Raw genomic sequence first — 19,878 nt, 5'->3', positions numbered from 1 at the left:
TAGCGCGTCCGATTGGACGCGCGGCGCTGTGGGGCGTCAAACTCTGGATACGAGGTCCGGCGATATGAAATCCAATCGCGGAACACGCAGACAGACGCGGCCGGTAAAGACGATCCTGCCGAAGCAGGACCATGGAGTTCTTATGAAGCGCAAATATTTCGGCACTGACGGCATTCGCGGCCAGTCCAATATTTTCCCGATGACGCCAGACCTCGCCATGCGTGTCGGCATCGCCGTCGGAACGATCTTCCGTAATGGAGCGCACCGCCACCGTGTGGTGATCGGCAAGGACACGCGCCTTTCCGGTTATATGCTCGAAAACGCGATGGTCGCCGGCTTCACAGCCGCCGGACTCGACGTCTTCCTGCTTGGACCGATCCCGACGCCGGGCGTCGCCATGCTGACGCGTTCGCTCCGCGCCGATATCGGCGTGATGATCTCGGCCTCGCACAATCCGTTCCGCGATAACGGCATCAAGCTCTTCGGACCCGATGGCTACAAGCTTTCCGACGACATCGAGGAAAAGATCGAGGAACTCATCGACCAGGATATGTCTGGCCAGCTTGCCAAGCCCGAGGATATCGGCCGGGCCAAGCGTGTCGATGGCGACATCTACCGTTATATCGAACAGGCGAAGCGGACACTGCCGCGCGACGTCACGCTAAAGGGTCTCAGGATCGCCATCGACTGCGCCAACGGCGCCGCCTACAAGGTTGCGCCGTCCGCGCTCTGGGAGCTTGGCGCCGAAGTGGTGACGATCGGGACGGAGCCCAACGGCGTCAACATCAATCTCGAATGCGGATCGACGCATCCGGCTGCCCTGTCGAAAAAGGTCCACGAAGTCAGGGCCGATATCGGCATCGCACTCGACGGCGATGCGGACCGGGTGCTGATCATCGACGAAAACGGAACCGTCGTCGATGGCGACCAACTCATGGCTGTGATCGCAGATAGCTGGGCTACGGACGGAATGCTGAAGGGGGACGCCATAGCCGCGACAGTGATGTCGAATCTCGGGCTTGAGCGTTACCTGAAGGGCAGGGGCATTGGACTGCACCGCACCAAGGTCGGCGACCGCTATGTCGTCGAGCAGATGCGCCAGGATGGCCTGAACGTCGGCGGCGAACAGTCGGGCCACATTGTGCTCTCTGATTTCGGGACGACCGGCGATGGCCTGGTGGCCGCGCTGCAGATCCTCGCCGTCGTCAAGCGGCAGGGCAAGTCTGTCAGCGAAGTGTGCCACCGCTTCGAGCCCGTGCCGCAGATTCTGAAGAATGTTCGCGTATCGGCGGGTAAGCCGCTTGAGCATCCGTCCGTGCAGCAGGCCATCGCCGACGCCGAAGCGGGCCTTGCCACGAATGGCCGCCTGCTGATCCGCCCGTCCGGAACAGAACCGCTGATCCGTGTCATGGCGGAAGGTGATGACCGCAGCCAGGTCGAGCGCATTGTCGACGAACTTGTCAATGTGATCGGCAGCGTCCGCAGCGCCGCCTAGCGCAGACCATCTATCGCGATCGAAGGCCGGCATCGATTGCCGGCTTTTTTGTTGCGGCAACGCCTTGGTTGGACATGGCTGAACATCAGCAATCGTTAAAAAACACAGTAAATTTCTATGCTTAATCCGATGTTAACCGCGGCATGCGATTTCTGGCGCAACAACGGTTTGCAGCATCCGGCCGAGGCAACGCGGCGCGGTTTAGAATATTCGCGGGGCATATTGTGAAGAGACCTTTGATTGCATTCATTGCCGCGTTATTGGGCGGCACCTCAGCTTTGGCTGCCGACCTTTACGTCGAAGATCCTGCGCCGGTTATCGTGCCTGGTGGCTGGTATCTGCGCGGCCATCTCGGCATGAGCAACCAGCGGCTTGGCGACATGCACCACCCGTTGATGGATACGGTCGAGCTTCACGAGTTCCTCGATGAGGGCAGCTTCGACAGTGCACCGCTTGCAGGCGTCGGCGTCGGTTATCAGTTCAACGACTGGCTGCGCATGGATGGTATCGTCGAATACCGCGGCAAGGCCGACTATTCGGCGCTCGACCGTTACGGCCACACCGAGCCGAGCGGTCCCGTCTGGGATGCGACGAATGATTACGACGGCGCCAAGTCGGAATGGTTGCTCATGGCCAACGCCTATGTCGATATCGGCGACTGGTACGGCGTAAAGCCCTATGTCGGCGCGGGCATTGGCGCATCGCGCAACACGATTTCACGGTTCCGCGACGTCAACGTGCCGACCCAGGGCGTTTCTTACGCCGGAGACGAGTCGACCTGGAACTTTGCCTGGGCGCTTCATGCCGGCGTCGCCTATCAGGCGACCGAGCGGCTGGCGATCGATTTCGGTTACAGCTACCTCGATCTCGGAGATGCCAAGACCGGCAGAATCCGAAGCTACGACAATACCGTGAACGAAGGCCCGATGAATTTCGACGACATCACCTCGCACGACTTCAAACTGGGTATGCGCTACGCGCTGCAATAGAGCAATTCCAGGAAAAGTGTGTAACGGTTTTCCGTCCGGAATTGCGTAGTCTCAAAGAGTTAGATCATTTCACCGTTTCAACGAAATAATGAAATGATCTACGCAGCGCGTACAGTCCGACCTTCGTTCGGGGCCGTCATGCGGCCCCTTTTGCTTCAAGGATGCCCTTTCGGCTGCGGACAAAGCACGGACAGATGAAGACGCTCGCGACCTGCTTCTTTTTCCTCTTCGCCACGCTCGCCCATGCTGGCTCGGCCTCGAAGATCGCTCTGGCCGACCCGAACGACGTCGTCGCGCAACGATTCCTTCCCGGGCATGATTTTGAGATCGGAATGACCCTTTCCGAGGTCGAAGCAATCATTTCACGGAAATACGCGGATTGGCAGAAGACGGAAAATCGTGAAGCGGTAAAACCGAAGCAAAACGGGGCATCGGCGACCTTTACCGAATCGATATCGCTGGAGTCACGCGGCCAGTCGTCGCTTTCCGATGTCTATCGGCTCGATTTTACCTCGCCACTGTCGGGTGGCGTCCTCTACAGCATTATACGCGACGTCAGATTTTCTCATCTGCCAAAGGATCGCCTCGCTTCCGACGAATGGAAGAAGACGATCGCGAGATACTGGGGAAAGCCATACGCGGCCGTTGGGCCGGATCGCGACAATCTCGTTCAGGCCATCTTTTTCTTCAATGACGCCGGTGTCGCCACTGCCCGGGACAAGGGCTTCTGCGCGACCGTATTCGGGAAAATGGGCGCGATTTCGCGAAATGCTACCGACGACGTCGAGGAAGTCATTGCCGGAATCGAAAGAGAGGGATGTCACTTCTTCACAGAGGTAAGAGCGATCGTCGGCGAAAGCGGTTTGCTGGTGCGAACCGCGTCGCGGCGGACCGACATGCTTTCCTATGCGCAAGATTTGGCAGCGCGTGCGTCCCGTGCCGACCGGTGAGACGACGATGATCAGGTTCCCGTTTGAACCGGCCTTCCGGAGATCGTCGTCATAACGCTCCGCCCGTCACGGATCCTAAATTTTTCGTCAAACAACATGCTTAACCGCTGGTTAACTTGTCCCTGCCAATAGTTAACGCAGGTTGGGCCGACCGCCGAAGGTCGGTCCAACGGCATTGATGAAAGGGCATGCGGATGGACTGGCGGCACGGGATCTACGGGATCGCACTTGGCGCCGGTCTGGGCGCCGGCCTGCTGGCGTCCGGTGCGGCCCATGCAGCCGACGACGAATTGCTCGACGCGCCGGAGATTACCATTTCTCCCGAAGCGAGCGATGTCGGCGGTGTCTATTTGCGCGGCGACGTCGGCTATGCGCCATGGCGCGACGAGGGCGATCCCTCCTTTCTCACCTTCGACGCAGGGACGAGCAGCTACAACAACGTTCCGTTTGACAATGCTCGCTTCGACAAGCCGATCTCGGGAACGATCGGCATCGGCTATCGGTTTAACGACGTCATCCGCGCCGACATAACGGCGGAATATTTCGAGGGTCGGGTTGACGGCTCGTCACTGTCAGCTGCTCCCTGCGCGGGTCAGGGCGCCGGAACGTCATGCGCTTTCTCGCACGACGCCAATTTTTCCGCGCTCGGTCTCATGGCGAACGGCTATGTCGATCTCGCGACGCTCGCCGGATTCACGCCTTATCTCGGCGCGGGGATCGGCGCCACGAACATCGACTGGAATACCGTCCGGGAGACCGCGACCTGCGTTCCCGGCGGCGGCGCCTGCGCCGGTGGGGCAGGTGGCACGTCCTACAAGGGGGAGGACAGCTGGCGCTTCACCTACGCGCTCATGGCCGGCGTCTCTTACGATATCACCGACCGGCTGAAACTCGATCTCGGCTATCGCTATTCCCACATAGCGGATGGAGACATGTTCGGTTTCGGGGCCGAGGCACTTGCCGGCGCCAGCGGCGCCAAGGGCCACGACGACGGCCTTTCCCGCCATGAGATTCGCGCAGGCCTGCGCTTCTCGCTCTGGTAACAATCGTTCGGCAGGCGCCCTCACGGCATTCGAACTTTGCCCGGAACGCCGGAAATTTTTTCAAAAGCGACGCAAGCCGCTTGACTTCCTCTCCGGCCCACAATATTCCCGACGGCGGGACACCCCTCCCCAACGAGGGGCTTCTATCTGAGAGGATAGCATTATGACGAAACCTGCCAAGCCGGACGTGCGTCCGGCAAATACCCATTTTTCTTCTGGCCCCTGCGCAAAGCGCCCTGGTTGGACGCTCGACGCTCTCTCCGACGCAGCACTTGGTCGCTCGCACCGAGCCAAGATCGGTAAGACGAAGCTCAAGCAGGCCATTGATCTTACCCGTGAAATTCTTGAAGTGCCGGCCGACTACCGCATTGGTATCGTGCCCGCCTCCGATACTGGCGCGGTCGAAATGGCGCTGTGGTCGCTGCTTGGCGCTCGCGGCGTCGACATGCTCGCCTGGGAAAGCTTCGGTGCCGGTTGGGTCACCGACGTGGTCAAGCAACTGAAGCTCGCCGACGTTCGCAAGTTCGAAGCCGCCTATGGCGAGCTGCCGGATCTCGCCAAGGTCGATTTCGACCGCGACGTCGTCTTCACCTGGAACGGCACGACCTCGGGCGTGCGGGTGCCGAATGCCGATTTCATCCCGGCGAACCGCAAGGGCCTGACGATCTGCGACGCGACCTCCGCCGCCTTTGCACAGGAGCTCGATTTCGCCAAGCTCGACGTCGTCACCTTCTCCTGGCAGAAGGTGCTCGGCGGAGAGGGGGCGCACGGCATCCTCATTCTTTCGCCGCGCGCAGTCGAACGGCTGCTCACCTATGCACCGGCATGGCCGCTGCCGAAGATCTTTCGCCTGACCAGCGGCGGCAAGCTGATCGAGGGCATCTTTGCCGGCGAAACAATCAACACGCCGTCGATGCTCTGCGTCGAAGACTATATCGACGCGCTCCTTTGGGCGAAGTCGGTTGGCGGCCTCAAGGGGCTGATCGCCAGGGCAGACGCCAATGCCGACGCGATTCATCGCTTCGTCGATGCAAACGGGTGGATCGCTAACCTGTCGAGCAAGGCGGATACCCGCTCCAACACCTCGGTCTGCCTGAAGATCGTCGACAAGGATGTGCTCGCTCTCGATGCCGATGGTCAGGCTGCCTTCGCGAAGGGCGTCGTCGCCCTGCTCGAAAAGGAAGGTGTCGCCTACGACATCGGCCACTATCGCGATGCGCCCTCCGGTCTGCGGATCTGGGCCGGTGCCACGATCGAGACTGCCGACATGGAAGCGCTGATGCCGTGGCTCGCCTGGGCCTTCGAGACCCAGAAGGCGACGCTGTCGCAGGCAGCCGCCTGATCCAAGCGATAAGCTTCGCTCGCCAACGGGCGAAGCCAATCCCGCACCCCTTTCAGAACTGATCCTTAAGGAGGCCTCTCATGGCACCTCGCGTTCTCGTATCCGATGAACTGTCGGAAACCGCCGTCCAGATCTTCCGCGACCGCGGTGTTGAAGTGGATTTCCAGCCAAAGCTCGGCAAGGACAAGGAAAAGCTCGCCGAGATCATCGGCAACTATGACGGTCTAGCCATCCGCTCCGCCACCAAGGTGACGGAAAAGCTGATCGGCGCCGCCACCAATCTCAAGGTCGTCGGCCGCGCCGGCATCGGCGTGGACAATGTCGACATCCCGGCTGCTTCGCGCCGCGGCATTATCGTGATGAACACGCCCTTTGGCAATTCGATCACCACGGCCGAGCATGCGATCGCGCTGATGTTTGCGGTCGCCCGGCAGCTTCCCGCAGCCGACGGTTCCACCCAGGCCGGCAAGTGGGAAAAATCGAAGTTCATGGGAGTCGAGATCACCGGCAAGGTTCTCGGCGTTATCGGTGCCGGCAATATCGGCTCCATCGTTTGCGCCCGCGCCATCGGCCTGAAGATGCACGTCGTCGCCTACGATCCTTTCCTGTCGAAGGAGCGCGCCGAGGAGATGGGCGTCGTCAAGGTCGAGCTCGACGAACTCTTTGCGCGGGCGGATTTCATCACCCTGCACGTGCCGCTGACCGACAAGACCCGCAACATCATCGACGCAGAAGCAATCGCCAAGATGAAGCCGGGCGTGCGCATCATCAACTGCGCGCGTGGCGGTCTTGTCGTTGAAAGTGCGCTTGCCGAGGCGTTGAAATCGGGTCATGTCGCCGGCGCCGGCTTCGATGTCTTCGAGGTGGAGCCCGCCAACGAAAGCCCGCTCTTCGGCCTGCCGAACGTCGTCTGCACGCCGCATCTCGGCGCTTCCACCACGGAAGCGCAGGAGAACGTGGCGCTGCAGATTGCCGAGCAGATGTCCGACTACCTGGTCAACGGCGCCGTCTCGAACGCCATAAACATGCCGTCGATCACGGCGGAGGAAGCGCCGATCCTGAAACCGTTCATCCGGCTCGCCGACGTTCTCGGCGCCTTCGTCGGCCAGGTCACGGAAAGCGCGATCAAGGAAATCGAAATCCTCTATGACGGCTCCACGGCGGCCATGAACACCAAGGCGCTGACGAGCGCGGTTCTGGCGGGTCTGATCCGCCCGCAGGTGGCGGACGTCAACATGGTTTCCGCACCGGTCATGATCAAGGAAAAGGGCGTGATCCTTTCCGAAGTGAAGCGCGATAAGTCCGGCGTCTTCGACGGTTATATCAAGCTGACGGTGACGACAGCGAACCAGACCCGTTCGGTCGCCGGTACGGTCTTCTCCGACGGCAAGCCGCGTTTCATCCAGATCAAGGGCATCAATCTCGACGCCGATGTCGGCAAGCACATGGTCTATCTGACCAACACCGACGTCCCCGGCATGATCGGCTTCATCGGCACGACGCTCGGTGACGCCGGCGTCAATATCGCCAACTTCCAGCTCGGCCGCGAGAAGGAAGGCGGCGATGCCATCGCGCTGCTTTACGTCGACGGTCCTGTTTCGGAGACGGTGCTCGACAAACTGCGCGCGAATGCGGCAATCCGCCAGGCGAAGCAACTGGTGTTCAATATCGATTGAACGGCATAGAACTCGGCTAGATCGTTTCATTGTTTCTTTGAAACAGTGAAACGATCTAACTCTTTGAAATTACGCAATTCCGGACGGAAAACCGTTACACACTTTTCTTGGAATTGCTCTAACCAGTGCCGCGCTTCTTCCGATGCGCTGCACTGTGGCATTTCAAGACTGCATTCATTCCGAGAGAGCCTACAGCGCCGCGCGTCTTATCAGACGCGCAAAGGACGCTGTAGCACTTTGAATCGCTGCATGTTTTGTCCTTAAATCGGCTAGGACTTAAGGAAACATGCTGTAGGGGCGCCGGCGGCGTTTCTGTCAACGCGGCAGCTTGGGGCGGCCGCGTTCAGCGATCGCAATGCCGCCAAGCACCAGCAGCAATGCCACCAGGTGAAAGGGATGAAACGTCTCGCCGACAAGAAGCACGGAAAGTAGCGTTCCGAAAACCGGGATGGCGTTGATGAACAGCCCGGCGCGATTGGCGCCGATCATTTCCACGCCGCGCACGTACAGAACCTGCGACATCAGCGACGGGAAAATCGCGGCATAGATGACGATCGCCCAGCCGCTGGCATCGGGCGCGATCGCGCTGCCGTTTGAGAATTCCCAGATGAGAAGCGGGATGGCGCTTAGGAGCGCCCCGAAGGCTGGCGCCGCGATGAAGCTCTGCCAGTGCATGGTCGGTTTCCAGCGCAGCGCGACGGTATAGGCGGCATAGACGATACAGGCGAGGATCATCAGTGCGTCGCCGAAATTGAACTGCAACTGCAGGAGGCTGGCGAGATCGCCATGCGCGGCGGTGATCAAGACGCCGATCAGCGTCACGGTGAAGCCGACGATCTGCGCGACGGAAGCTTTCGTCCGAAACAGCGCGAAATTGAAGAGAAAGATCAGCATCGGAATGCCGGCCTGCAGGATCACGGCGTTGATGGCGCTCGTATATTGCACCGCGGAGTAGAGGAATGCATTGAACATGGTAAAGCCGACCGCGCCATAGGCCAGCAGCTGCAGCCAGTGCTCCCGGATCTTGTCCCAGTCGCGACGGATCTGCGGCGTCATCAATGCCAGGATGACGGCGAGGGCGACCATCCAGCGCAGCGTCGTCAGCATCATCGGGCTGATGTGCCCGACGGCCATCTTGCCCGCGACTGAATTGCCGCCCCAAAAAAGCGAAGTTATTGCGAGATAGAAATAGGCCCTGGCGTTCACGATGCTGCGATCCATGTGGGACGGGGAATGGAGTGCCGGAGAGGCGGGAGAGCAGCAGAGATATAGGCGCTAAATCCATCGCTTGTCATGCAAAAAGGGCGCCGCGCGGGTCACAACGGGGTCGCTTTCCGCAAGACAACACAGTATAGATGCGCGGGTTTCAGAATGGCGCAATCCCTTGTGCGCGTGCGAACAGGAAGAAAATTATGACGAATGTCGTGGTGGTCGGATCCCAGTGGGGCGACGAAGGCAAAGGCAAGATCGTGGACTGGCTCTCGGAGCGCGCGGACATCGTCGTGCGTTTCCAGGGCGGCCACAATGCCGGCCATACCCTCGTGATCGACGGCGTCAGCTATAAGCTGTCCCTGCTTCCCTCCGGCGTCGTTCGTCCCGGCAAGCTTGCCGTCATCGGCAATGGCGTCGTCATCGATCCCCATGCGCTGATTGCGGAAATCGACAAGCTCGCCAACCAGGGCGTGAAGGTCACGCCGGACAACCTGCGCATCGCCGACAATGCGACGCTCATTCTATCGCTGCACCGGGAGCTCGACGGATTCCGTGAGGACGCCGCCTCGAACAGCGGCACCAAGATCGGCACGACGCGCCGCGGCATCGGCCCGGCGTACGAGGACAAGGTGGGCCGCCGCGCCATCCGTGTCATGGATCTCGCCGATCTCGATACGCTGCCGGCCAAGGTCGATCGATTGCTGACGCATCACAACGCGCTTCGCCGCGGGCTGGGCGAAGCGGAGATCAGCCACAAGGCGATCATGGACGAGCTCTCCTCCGTCGCAGCGCGCGTGCTGCCGTTCATGGATACGGTCTGGCTGCTCCTCGACAGGCATCGCCGCAAGGGCGCGCGCATCCTCTTCGAGGGCGCGCAGGGCACGCTGCTCGACATCGACCACGGCACCTATCCCTTCGTCACCTCGTCCAACACGGTTGCGGGCCAGGCCGCCGCCGGTTCCGGCATGGGACCCGGGTCGCTCGGCTACATCCTCGGCATCACCAAGGCCTATACGACGCGCGTTGGTGAAGGACCGTTTCCGACCGAGCTCAACGACGGGATCGGCCAGTTCCTTGGCGAACGCGGTCATGAATTCGGGACCGTGACGGGGCGCAAGCGCCGCTGCGGCTGGTTCGACGCCGCGCTCGTGCGCCAGTCGGTTGCCGCCAACGGCATCACCGGCATTGCGCTGACCAAGCTTGACGTGCTTGATGGCCTCGATGAGTTGAAGATCTGCGTCGGCTATACTCTTGACGGGCAAGAGATCGACCACCTTCCGGCAAGTCAGGCGCAGCAAGCTTCGGTAAAGCCAGTCTACATTACGCTTGAAGGCTGGAAGGAATCGACGGTTGGCGCGCGCAGTTGGGCCGATCTTCCGGCACAAGCGATCAAGTATGTTCGCCAGGTCGAGGAACTGATTGGGGCGCCGGTTGCACTTCTTTCGACGAGCCCGGAGCGCGACGACACAATACTTGTGACGGATCCTTTTGAGGACTAGTGTCGCGCAACGACAGTGGCGTCGTGATTGCGGGCGCACGCCTGGGAGTATGAGAAAGTTCTGATGGCAGATTTTGTTGCAGTTATTCGCAGGACCGTTGACGGCCTGTCGGAAAACACACCGGAAATGCGAGGCAAGGTTTACGAGAAGGCGCGCAGTGCTGTGCGCCGACAACTCGAAAACATGAGCCCGCGGCCATCGGACGACATGATCAATCGCCAGCTCAACAAGCTGGAACAGGCAATAGGCGAAGTCGAAAGCGAACATGCGGAGGCGCTCGCCGCGGTCGAGGAAACCGACACGGCCGCGCCGGGCGTAGCGGATACGCCGATCGAGCACGAGCCGCCTGCCTCGGCCGAGCCGGAGACTACCGCGCGCGCCGCTGCAGAGCCGGAACAAGCGCCGTCGGAAGAGCCGATCGAGGAACCTGCGGGCGAGGAGACGAACGTCGAAGAACCGGTGTCGCCGCCTCCGGCTGACGCCGAGGCCGCCGACGAGCAGCCGCACACTGGGCCGGTAGACGAGGTTACGTCATACGAACCGATCGCCGCCTATGACGATGGCGCTCCGTCCGAACCGGCGCGCGAAGCAGAGACCGAAGTGCCCGCGGAGGAAGCAGCGGCGGCGCAATGGCCTTCTTCGACCGAGGAGCAGCCGGCCGCACGCGAATACGAAGCCGAGCAGGCGCCGTCGGTTGAACATATCGGGGAACCTGAACCGCGCGCGGACGCGCTCCACGGCGAGCAGGCCGAGCCTCAGCCCGATCATGTGGAGCCGGCACAGTCCGACCCTCAGCCGGGCGAGGAAGAGACGAAGAAATCGGCCACGTCGGAATGGGCCTTGCCGGAGTGGGAGGATACGACTCCGACGACGGCGGCCGACGACGTCCGAGTGTCGCCCGAGGATTCGTCTTCGCCGGCACCCGAGCTGCTGGGGATTCATCCGGTGGAACCGGAAGAGACCGGGCCGGCGCAGCGTGCCGGCGAGGCAGAACCGTCGCGATCCTGGTCCTTTGACGAAGGCGATCCTTTCGCGGTCACAACGGAGAGCAAGAAGGACAAGACTGCCGAAGCCGATATTTCCGAATGGTCGTGGCCGGTGGAAAAGGCGCCTGTGCCCGCGAGCCAGGAAGAGCGCGCCAGCACCGCCTGGGACCACATCGACGACTTGCTCGGCTTCGGTGAGAACGGCGGGGCAGGGGCTGCTGCCAACGGCGCGACCAAGGAGAACGGCAGCGAGTCTGCGGTTGCTGCGCCAGCCCGGCCATCGTCCTATCGCGCGACGCCCAAGCTTTCCCGGTTCAACTTCAAGCGCCTGGCGATCGGCGCCGTGCTCGCGCTTCTGCTTGGCGGCGGTGGTTATGCCTATTGGCAGAACAGGGAAGCGGGCAACGCCTGGCTTTCAGGGCTGATCGCGAAGATCATGCCGGAAGCACCGGAGGCCCCTGAAACGCCGGACGGTCAGAGCGCCCCTGCCGGTCCGTCAAGTGGACAGCCCGGTGCTCCTGACGAAACGGCGCGGCCCGAGGACAGCTCCACCAAATTCACCCAGCGTTTGCTTGCCGATGGCTCGGAACTGGATGACGGTCCAGCGGGCGCGAACGGCACAGAAGTCTCACAGGAGGGCAAATCCGTCGCTCCTCAGACGGAGGCTGGACAGGTGCAAACGGGCGCCGCCGCACAGCAGCCGACGGGAGAGCAAGCCGCCGCGACGGCAACGGGCCAGAACACCGGACAGGCCCAGAATGCCGGTCAGGCGACTCAGGCGGAGATCTCCGTCGCCGATGGCGAGAAGATGTTCCTTTACGAGGAGCGGCTCGGCCAGTCGTCGCCGACAGCGATACCGGGGACCGTCGCGTGGTCGATGAAGGATGAGTCGCCGGGCGGCGACGCCAAGCCCGAGCCCGCCATCCAGGCCCAGATCACCGTTCCCGATCGAGGTTTGACCGCGCTGATGACGATCAAGCGCAATGCCGATCCGTCACTGCCGGCAAGCCACGTGATAGAATTTGTGTTCTCGCTTCCGGAGAACTTCGAGGGCGGCGCGATCGACGGCGTCCAGCGCGTTTCGATGAAGCGCACCGAGCAGGATCGCGGCGATCCGCTGATCGCCGTCCCAGCGAAGATCACCGACGATTTCCATATGATCGCGCTCAACGACTTCGCCGAAGCGGTCGGCAACAACATGGAACTGCTGCGCAGCCGCAGCTGGATCGATATCCCGATCACCTATCGGAACGGACGCCGTGCCCTGCTGACGCTGGAGAAAGGGGCGGCCGGAGCCGAGGCCTTCAGCAAGGCTATGCAGGCGTGGAGCACGCTCGGCAACACGGCCGCAAGCAGCCAATAGCCCGTAACGAGACAGCGACAAAAAAATCCCGGCAGGGGCAACCCGGCCGGGATTTTTCGTTTGTTCCGCGCCGCTTGGAACGACCCTTTACGCGCCCTCAACGACACGCAAGGCGCTCGAGCGCTCCAGCGCTGCCTTGCGGACGGCATCCTGCACCTTCTCGAAAGCGCGGACTTCGATCTGCCGGACACGTTCCCGGCTGATGTCGAACTCGGCGGAGAGATCCTCCAGCGTTACCGGTTCCTCGGACAAGCGCCGGGCCTCGAAAATGCGACGCTCGCGATCGTTCAGTACCTTCATCGCGCTGGCGAGCAAGGCCCGGCGATTGTCGAGTTCGTCCTGTTCGATCAGGATCTCTTCCTGGTTGTCGTGGTCATCGACAAGCCAATCCTGCCACTGCCCAGAATCGCCCTCGCTTGCCTTGATCGGCGCGTTCAGCGAGGCATCGCCCGAAAGGCGGCGATTCATCGAAACGACCTCGTCCTCGCTGACCTTCAGGGTCGTCGCGATTTCCTTTACCTGCTCGGGCTTGAGATCTCCCTCATCGAGCGCCTGAATGCGGCCTTTCAGCCGCCGCAGGTTGAAGAACAACCGTTTCTGGTTGGCGGTCGTGCCCATTTTTACGAGCGACCAGGAGCGCAGGATGTATTCCTGGATCGCTGCCTTGATCCACCACATCGCGTAGGTGGCGAGCCGGAAGCCGCGATCGGGCTCGAATTTCTTGACGGCCTGCATCAGGCCGACGTTGCCTTCCGACACGACTTCGCCGATCGGCAGGCCATAGCCGCGATAGCCCATCGCGATCTTGGCGACGAGGCGAAGATGGCTCGTCACCAGCTTGTGCGCGGCGTTGCGGTCGTCATGCTCCTGATACCGCTTGGCGAGCATGTACTCTTCCTGCGGCTCGAGCATCGGAAATTTGCGGATTTCGTCGAGATAACGGTTGAGACCGCCCTCTCCAGCGGTAATGGTCGGCAAAGTATTGCGGGCCATGAAGCACCCCCTTTTTGCGTCACCGGTCTCCGGGACGGCAGACCGGGCATGTGGGTCTTCGTCAAGACCCCACGAGGCTAGAAGATAAGTACGGCGAAAGCATGATTCAAGGACTCCGGTTTCACGCTGTTGTGAGACCGGGGAAGGGAATGGCGCAGGTTGAAGCTTCTATAAGATTGGAATCCGGAACCGGGAATTCAAGGGCTGCTGCAACTTCATATGCGTGTCTGATAAGACGCGCGGCGCTTTAGGATCACCCTTCCGCCCGCAAGGCCGCAACCAGAGTCTCCATGTCCGCGGGCATGGGTGCCTCGAAATGCATCGTCTCGCCAGTCGTCGGGTGCTCGAATTGCAGCATGAAGGCGTGAAGCGCCTGCCGGTGAAAGCGGTTGACCACGGCTTTCGCCAGCTCGGGCAGCAGATTGGCTTTGGTCCGGAAGGCTGCACCATATTCAGGGTCGCCGATCAGCGGGTGGCCTATATGGGCCATGTGGACGCGGATCTGGTGAGTGCGTCCCGTTTCGAGGTGACAGGTCACGGTCGAGGCGAGGCAGGTGCCATCCGGTTTTTCATGGTAACGCTCGACCACCTCATAGTGGGTGATGGCTTCGCGCGCGTCGTCGCTCTCCTCGTGCTTGACGGCCCGCTTCGTGCGGTCCCCGGCCCGTCCCAGCGAGGCGTTGATCGTCCCCTTCAATTGCCGGGGACGTCCCCAGACCACCGCCTGATAGGCGCGCTCGAGTGGCCCGGTGCGCCCGTGGTCGGCAAACTGGTCCGAAAGGTGACGGTGGGCGGCATCGTTCTTTGCCACGACCATGACGCCGCTCGTTTCCTTGTCGAGCCGGTGAACGATACCCGGCCGCCTGACGCCGCCGATGCCGGAGAGGCTGTCGCCGCAATGGTGGATAAGCGCGTTGACGAGCGTGCCTGTCCAGTTACCGGCACCGGGGTGCACGACCAGGCCGGCCGGTTTCACAAGGACGATCAGGTCATCGTCCTCATAGAGCACGTCGAGGGGGATCGCCTCGCCCCTCGGTTCGGGATCCTCGGGCTCAGGCAAGACAATCTCGAACACGTCGCCGGGATGCACTTTCCGCTTCGGCTCGGTGATCATCTTGCCGTTGATCGAGACGGCGCCCTTCTCGATCAGGCTCTTGATGCGATTGCGGGAAAACTCGCCCGATAGCGCGGCCGTCAGAAAGGCATCCAGCCTTCCAGCCGCGTCCTCGTTGGCTTTCAGGACTTTCCTATTGCCGGCCGCTTGTTTAAAGGGATCGTTCATTCCGTTTCAATTCCGACAGAAAGCCAGCCATGACTGCAATCGAGCCCGATGAACAGGAAGAAAAGCCGCTTGATCCCGCGATGGAGAATGTCCGTCGCAAGATGGTGCGCCTGCAGCTCGTCTCGGCCGGCGTGATGCTCGTCATGCTTATGGCTGTCCTCGGGACGATTGTCTACAAGGTGACCCGAACGAATGGTGGCGCGGAGGCAGCGCCGGTGGCCGTGAGCGTGCCGAGCGACGCCCCGGTAAGCGCGATCGCCGCGCTGCCGCCCGGTTTTTCCGTGAGCAATGTCGCGCTCTCCGGGTCGCAGGTGCTTTTCTATGGCAGCCTGCCGGGCGCCGAGCCGCGTGCGATCGTGTTCGACATTCCTGCCGGACGCATCGTCGCCGACATTACCGTCAGGACCAATTGACGGCATCGCCATGACGCTGCCCTCCCTCATCCGCATCGATGATCCGTCCGATGCCCGGATCGCCGGGTTCGTCGCGATCAAGGAGCGGGATCTCACGGGGCGGCAGGGTCGCTTCATCGCCGAGGGCACGGTCGTGCTCCGCATGCTGGCTGCCGCTCACCGCGCCCGCCGTGGCATCGCCGCCGAGGCGATCCTGTTGCTCGAGAGCCGCGTTGCCGGTTTGACCGAGCTGCTTGCGGAGTTTCCGGCCGATATTCCCGTCTACGTGGCGGATGGTCGGGTTTTCGACACGATCGCCGGCTTCAACATGCATCGCGGCGTGCTGGCGCTGGGGCGGCGTGATGCGTCGCCGGATCGGGATTCGCTGATCGCCAGCCTTCCGGCAGAGAGCCTCGTCCTCGCCGCCTGCGGGATTTCGAACCACGACAACATGGGCTCGTTGTTTCGCAACGCGGCCGCCTTCGGCGTCGATGCCGTCCTGATCGATGCATCGAGCTGCGATCCGATGTACCGCAAGGCGATCCGGGTGTCGGTCGGATCGGTGCTGACGACGCCGTTCGCACGGGAAGGGACGGGGGCTGCACTGATTGAACAACTTCAGGCCGCCGGTTTCGCGATCTGGGGGCTGTCGCCGCGCGGCACGGTCGACATCAGCGACATTCCGCCGGCGCCACGCACGGCGCTTCTCGTCGGCACCGAAGGCGAAGGGCTGCCGGAGGCTATCCTGTCTGCGATTCACACCGCGCGCATCCGCCAGCGGCCGGGCCTCGACAGCCTGAACGTCGCCATGGCTGCCGGCATAGCACTGCATCAGGTTGTACTGATCAACGCGCGGCTTTGAAGCACGTGCCTTCCGGCGATCAAGCCTGCTGACGACGCCGCGAGGGAGCTTCCGCTCCCAGCGCGCTCACTCCGGTGGCAGGATATCCTTGGCGCGGCTTGCGAGGCTCTTGCGGGTTGGCGCGCGGCCTGTCTCCTCGCCGGCGAGCAGGCCGCGGATCGGCGACGCCTTGCCTTCGCCTGCTGCCGTCAGCGCAATCATGCCCGCTGCGATATCGGCGATCTCCTGCCGCAGCGCCTCGTCATGCGCGGCGGACTTGGTGTTTATCAGGCGCTCCGAAAGCGCTGTGGCGCGATTGCGCAGATCTTCAGACAACATGGTCGTGTCAGGCTCTTGCATCGCCTTTGCAGGTGGCTCGGCACCCTTGCTGTTCACGGTGCCCGCGGCGGTGGCTTTTCTGGGAGTGGCCAGGCCGGCCGCGTGAAGGGCCTTCGTCGCTTCGCGCATCTCCTGATTCAGCTCTCTCACGCGCGCCTTTAATTTTTCGATCTCTTCCGCCCGTCGCGTCAGTGCCTTTTCACGCTCCGCATTGGTGGCGGCCTCGCGCGCGACCGCGGCTTCGAGCTGGCGTATCCGGCTCTCGTCGCGGCTGAGCCGCAATTCCAACTCCCGTGCGCGCGCATTCTCGGCCTTGAGATCGCCGCGCAGCGCCTGGCGCTCGTCATGCAGCGCGGCAACCCGGCTCTTCAGATGCTCGATCTCGGTTTCGCGTGCGGCGAGGTCTATCCGGAGGTTGTCGATATCTGCCGCATGTTTGTCCATCTGGCCGTTAAGCGTGCGGATCGTATCGCTCTTGGCACCGTTGTCCTTTTCCGAGGTCTCGAACGTAGACTTCATGTGCTCGATACGTTGTTCGAGTTGACGGACCGTGGAACGCATGTCGGCGGCTTCCACGTTCATGTCGGCCAATTGGGCCTGCAGATCGGCGTTCTCTCCGGCAAGCCTGCGCGCCTCACGGAGGGTATTTTCGTTTTGCAGCATCAGCGTGACGGTCTTGTCGCGTTCGCGCCGGAGCGCTTGCTGGGCCTTGGCATTTTCGGCAGCATAAGTGGCGCGGGCCGCATCCCTCTGTGCGCGCACTTCCTGCGGGCTGAGCGGCATGGTCGCCTTGAGGCGATCCTCGGCAAAGCGCACGATGCGCCTCTGAATGGCGGGGGCAATCATCAGGCCGATGACAACCGCCGTCAGAAAGCCTAGGGCAAAGAGGAGCGCATATTCAATCACGAGCTGGCCGTTTCGATCTGGACCGGATGCGCTGCCCGCTGCGAAGCCCGGGCGCCATCTCAGTGCTTTTCCCGCAGTAAACATGATGGCTGGAATGCTGCAAGTGCTGCAACAGGAAAGCGCGCCTTTTCAGACGCGCCAATTTCGGTGAGACGGGGGGTGTTATATTCGTCGAGGCACGATCAGCGGCGCCCTGGAACAAGCCGCCGCTTGAAGCGCCTCAGAAGGGGTTCCACGTCGGCTGCTGCGTCAGCTTGAGGTAGCCGACGTTAAGGCCGAGCCTTGCGCCGATGCCGGTGCGGATCGGCACGACGACAACCTGCTCGTCCGTCAATACGGTCATGCCGACGCCGGCGACGACGTAAGCCGAGCCGGAAACACCGCCGAAGCGCTTGTAAAGTGCCGGAACGCTGGGCAGGTTGTAGACGAGCATCATGGCGCGGCTGCCTTGGCCGCCCCAATCGAGGCCGAGCGAGGGACCCTGCCAGAAGACCGTGTGCTTTCCTACGTTCTTCGTATAGAGCTCGCCCTCGCCGTAGGTGAGACCGGCGATGAAGGCGCCGGAGCCTTCCTGGCCGAGAATGTAGCCATTCGGCAGGCCGTAGCGCTCGAAGGCGCGCTCGACGACCTTGGCAAGTCCGCCCGAGGTCTCCCCGAAGAAGCTGTGGCCGGCATCGACGATTTCCTGCATCGTGTACTGGCTGTTGTTCGGGGACTGGGCGTGGGCGGCAGACATGGCGCCGGCTATCAGCATCATCGTCAGGATAGCGCGGACAACCACTGTGGTTGCCTTCATGAACGGCTGCATCGTTTCCTCCGTCAGGCACGAAAGTGACCTGCGCCGGCTGTCATGGCCGGCATTTGCATCGGTTGCGCATCCGGCGCGGGTCTTGTCCATTTCCAGGGGCGGGTGCGGAAAGTGTGAAAACTGGTTCCGGCCGCGCATCCTCCAGCGATTCGAGCTGAATTCGGGATGCTCCAGCAATTTGAACCGATCATCTTAACAATCGGTTTACCAAATGTGATGTCATTATGGCCTATTGATTACCGGCCGCGCCCGCGCGATTCATGGCCCGTGCCATGGTCGTGCGGAAGCTTTGGTTGCGGGGCAGGAACGTGCGGCGGTGGCGCCGGTAGACGGATAGCGAACAAGGAAGAATGATGGCAAAGAATCCGAACCTGACACTGACGGGACCCGATCTGGCCGCACTGCTCTGCAGCCGGGTTTGCCACGACATCATCTCGCCGGTCGGCGCCATCAACAACGGCCTCGAACTCTTGGACGAAGGGGGAGCAGATGCGGACGCGATGGACCTGATCCGTACCAGCGCGCTCAACGCCTCCGTCCGCCTGAAGTTCGCGCGTCTTGCCTTCGGTGCCTCCGGATCGGTTGGCGCGTCGATCGACACGGGCGAAGCCGAAAAGGCGGCGAAGGACTTCGCCGCAGCGGAAAAGAAGACCGAGATCAATTGGAGCGGCCCGCGCGCGATCATCGCCAAGAACCGAGTCAAGCTTCTCCTCAATCTCTTCCTGATCGCCTATGGCTCGATCCCGCGCGGCGGTTCGATCGATGTCACGCTCGAAAACCCCGAATTCGACGCGACCTTCACGCTTGTCGCCAAGGGGCGGCTGATGCGGGTCAACCCGAAGCTTGTGGAACTGCTTTCCGGCAACCCGGAAGAGGCTGTCGACGCGCATTCGATCCAGCCCTACTACACCGTCCTGTTGGGCGAGGAGGCCGGAATGACGATCGATGTCGTTTCGACCGGCGAGGAGATCGTGTACACGGCGAAGTCCGAGGCCGCCTAGGGCATCCTCTTCGTCCCAATCGCCGGGCGATGTACATCGACACGCAACCGACCCTTCGGCTTCAGCCTGCCGGAGGGTCTTTCATATGCGGCCCTGGGGCCGCACTCGTCTCTCGTGCGATTGAGACGCGTCAGGCTTCCGCGCGTTCCCGCCGAAAGAAAGTATTAAGCAATCGCCGTAACGGTTTCTTTGCCAAATCTGTATAAGATTTGTTTCATGGATACGGGTGCGCGTGCAAGTAGAGCGTGAAGGAGTTTGGACATGCGGCGCTTGATGATTGCTGATGGCTCGGAGGCCGTTAGGAAAGTTGGAAAGCGCATCCTTTCGGGCATGGGATTCCTGGTGCTCGAGGCGCCAAGCAGCCTTGATGCATTGGTGCGCTGCGAAGCCGAGTTGCCGAACATTCTGATCGTCGATGCGGCGCTGGACGGCGCGCTCGATCTGATCGCCAATATCCGGCACCTGCCGAACGGCACGTCGGTGCGCATCTACTATTGCGTTGTCGAGGCGGACCTGAAGAAGATGATGGCAGGCAAGCGCGCCGGTGCCGACGACTTCCTGCTGAAGCCCTTCGACCGCAAGATTCTGACGAGCGTTTTCGCCAGCCAGTCGATGGCCGCCTGACGGGCCTCTGCTGCATGCTTCCCTAAATCGTAGCCGATTTAGGGATAAAACATGCAGCACTTCAAAGTGCTACAGCGTCATTTGCGCGTCTGATAAGACGCGCGGCGCTGTAGAGCATCACGATCTGCACGGGCCGC

17 protein-coding genes are annotated in these 19,878 nt (G+C 61.8%); 12 read left to right on the top strand and 5 right to left on the bottom strand.

The features are described 5' to 3' along the window. The first annotated feature begins 142 nt into the window (after positions 1–142). The 6 genes from glmM to serA all read left to right on the top strand — a co-directional run bounded on the left by glmM (position 143) and on the right by serA (position 7,495). Entirely contained in the window at positions 143–1,495 is a 1,353-nt protein-coding gene (glmM, locus tag RB548_RS15350) for a phosphoglucosamine mutase (RefSeq protein WP_331374983.1), read from the top strand. Positions 1,496–1,719: 224 nt separating this feature from the next. Further along, positions 1,720–2,484, top strand: a complete 765-nt coding sequence (locus RB548_RS15345) for an outer membrane protein (RefSeq protein WP_331372126.1) — start codon at positions 1,720–1,722, stop codon at positions 2,482–2,484. A 194-nt stretch (positions 2,485–2,678) separates the two neighbouring features. Beyond that, complete coding sequence (locus RB548_RS15340) at positions 2,679–3,434, top strand: hypothetical protein (protein ID WP_331372125.1); 756 nt, start codon at positions 2,679–2,681, stop codon at positions 3,432–3,434. A 194-nt stretch (positions 3,435–3,628) separates the two neighbouring features. After that, complete coding sequence (locus tag RB548_RS15335; protein ID WP_331374982.1) at positions 3,629–4,477, top strand: outer membrane protein; 849 nt, start codon at positions 3,629–3,631, stop codon at positions 4,475–4,477. Positions 4,478–4,640: 163 nt separating this feature from the next. Next, positions 4,641–5,819 carry a phosphoserine transaminase gene (locus RB548_RS15330; RefSeq protein WP_331372124.1) on the top strand — a complete coding sequence of 393 codons (1,179 nt, stop codon included), beginning with the start codon at positions 4,641–4,643 and terminating at the stop codon, positions 5,817–5,819. Between the two features lie 80 nt (positions 5,820–5,899). After that, a complete protein-coding gene (gene serA, locus RB548_RS15325; protein WP_283961304.1) occupies positions 5,900–7,495 on the top strand; it encodes a phosphoglycerate dehydrogenase in 1,596 nt (531 codons plus the stop codon). Positions 7,496–7,810: 315 nt separating this feature from the next. Here the strand turns inward: serA and RB548_RS15320 are convergent, their stop codons facing one another. Further along, on the bottom strand, positions 7,811–8,701 hold the full coding sequence (locus tag RB548_RS15320; protein ID WP_331372123.1) for a DMT family transporter: 891 nt from the start codon (positions 8,699–8,701) through the stop codon (positions 7,811–7,813). 206 nt (positions 8,702–8,907) lie between these two features. On the opposite strand from RB548_RS15320, the gene RB548_RS15315 reads away from it, so the two are divergent. Together RB548_RS15315 and RB548_RS15310 are read left to right on the top strand one after the other, a co-directional pair. Then, the gene (locus RB548_RS15315) at positions 8,908–10,206 is read left to right on the top strand and encodes an adenylosuccinate synthase (RefSeq protein WP_331372122.1); all 1,299 of its coding nucleotides are present in this window, start codon (positions 8,908–8,910) and stop codon (positions 10,204–10,206) included. Positions 10,207–10,269: 63 nt separating this feature from the next. Continuing rightward, positions 10,270–12,555: a hypothetical protein gene (locus tag RB548_RS15310; RefSeq protein ID WP_331372121.1), complete on the top strand. Its 2,286-nt coding sequence runs from the start codon at positions 10,270–10,272 to the stop codon at positions 12,553–12,555. Between the two features lie 87 nt (positions 12,556–12,642). Here RB548_RS15310 and rpoH read toward each other — a convergent pair whose 3' ends face one another. Both rpoH and RB548_RS15300 read right to left on the bottom strand, forming a co-directional pair. Then, the gene (gene rpoH, locus RB548_RS15305) at positions 12,643–13,548 is read right to left on the bottom strand and encodes an RNA polymerase sigma factor RpoH (protein ID WP_331372120.1); all 906 of its coding nucleotides are present in this window, start codon (positions 13,546–13,548) and stop codon (positions 12,643–12,645) included. 253 nt (positions 13,549–13,801) lie between these two features. After that, the gene (locus RB548_RS15300; RefSeq protein ID WP_331372119.1) at positions 13,802–14,830 is read right to left on the bottom strand and encodes an RluA family pseudouridine synthase; all 1,029 of its coding nucleotides are present in this window, start codon (positions 14,828–14,830) and stop codon (positions 13,802–13,804) included. Positions 14,831–14,859: 29 nt separating this feature from the next. On the opposite strand from RB548_RS15300, the gene RB548_RS15295 reads away from it, so the two are divergent. Both RB548_RS15295 and RB548_RS15290 read left to right on the top strand, forming a co-directional pair. Next, entirely contained in the window at positions 14,860–15,243 is a 384-nt protein-coding gene (locus RB548_RS15295) for a hypothetical protein (protein WP_331372118.1), read from the top strand. A 10-nt stretch (positions 15,244–15,253) separates the two neighbouring features. Next, entirely contained in the window at positions 15,254–16,084 is an 831-nt protein-coding gene (locus RB548_RS15290; RefSeq protein ID WP_331372117.1) for a TrmH family RNA methyltransferase, read from the top strand. A gap of 66 nt (positions 16,085–16,150) precedes the next feature. Here the strand turns inward: RB548_RS15290 and RB548_RS15285 are convergent, their stop codons facing one another. Both RB548_RS15285 and RB548_RS15280 read right to left on the bottom strand, forming a co-directional pair. Beyond that, positions 16,151–17,308 carry a coiled-coil domain-containing protein gene (locus RB548_RS15285; protein ID WP_331372116.1) on the bottom strand — a complete coding sequence of 386 codons (1,158 nt, stop codon included), beginning with the start codon at positions 17,306–17,308 and terminating at the stop codon, positions 16,151–16,153. A 220-nt stretch (positions 17,309–17,528) separates the two neighbouring features. Next, positions 17,529–18,116 carry a DUF1134 domain-containing protein gene (locus RB548_RS15280; RefSeq protein ID WP_331372115.1) on the bottom strand — a complete coding sequence of 196 codons (588 nt, stop codon included), beginning with the start codon at positions 18,114–18,116 and terminating at the stop codon, positions 17,529–17,531. A 353-nt stretch (positions 18,117–18,469) separates the two neighbouring features. On the opposite strand from RB548_RS15280, the gene chpT reads away from it, so the two are divergent. Then, positions 18,470–19,117, top strand: coding sequence for a histidine phosphotransferase ChpT (gene chpT / locus RB548_RS15275; RefSeq protein ID WP_331372114.1), 648 nt, complete (start codon positions 18,470–18,472; stop codon positions 19,115–19,117). Positions 19,118–19,378: 261 nt separating this feature from the next. Then, positions 19,379–19,741, top strand: coding sequence for a response regulator (locus RB548_RS15270; RefSeq protein WP_153436523.1), 363 nt, complete (start codon positions 19,379–19,381; stop codon positions 19,739–19,741). Positions 19,742–19,878: the final 137 nt, after the last annotated feature.

The sequence above is a fragment of the Sinorhizobium chiapasense genome, from assembly GCF_036488675.1.
GTDB classification, from domain to species: Bacteria; Pseudomonadota; Alphaproteobacteria; order Rhizobiales; family Rhizobiaceae; genus Sinorhizobium; species Sinorhizobium chiapasense.
The sequence above is the reverse complement of the archived record's forward strand: the minus strand, read 5'-3'. Positions and strand labels throughout refer to the sequence as shown.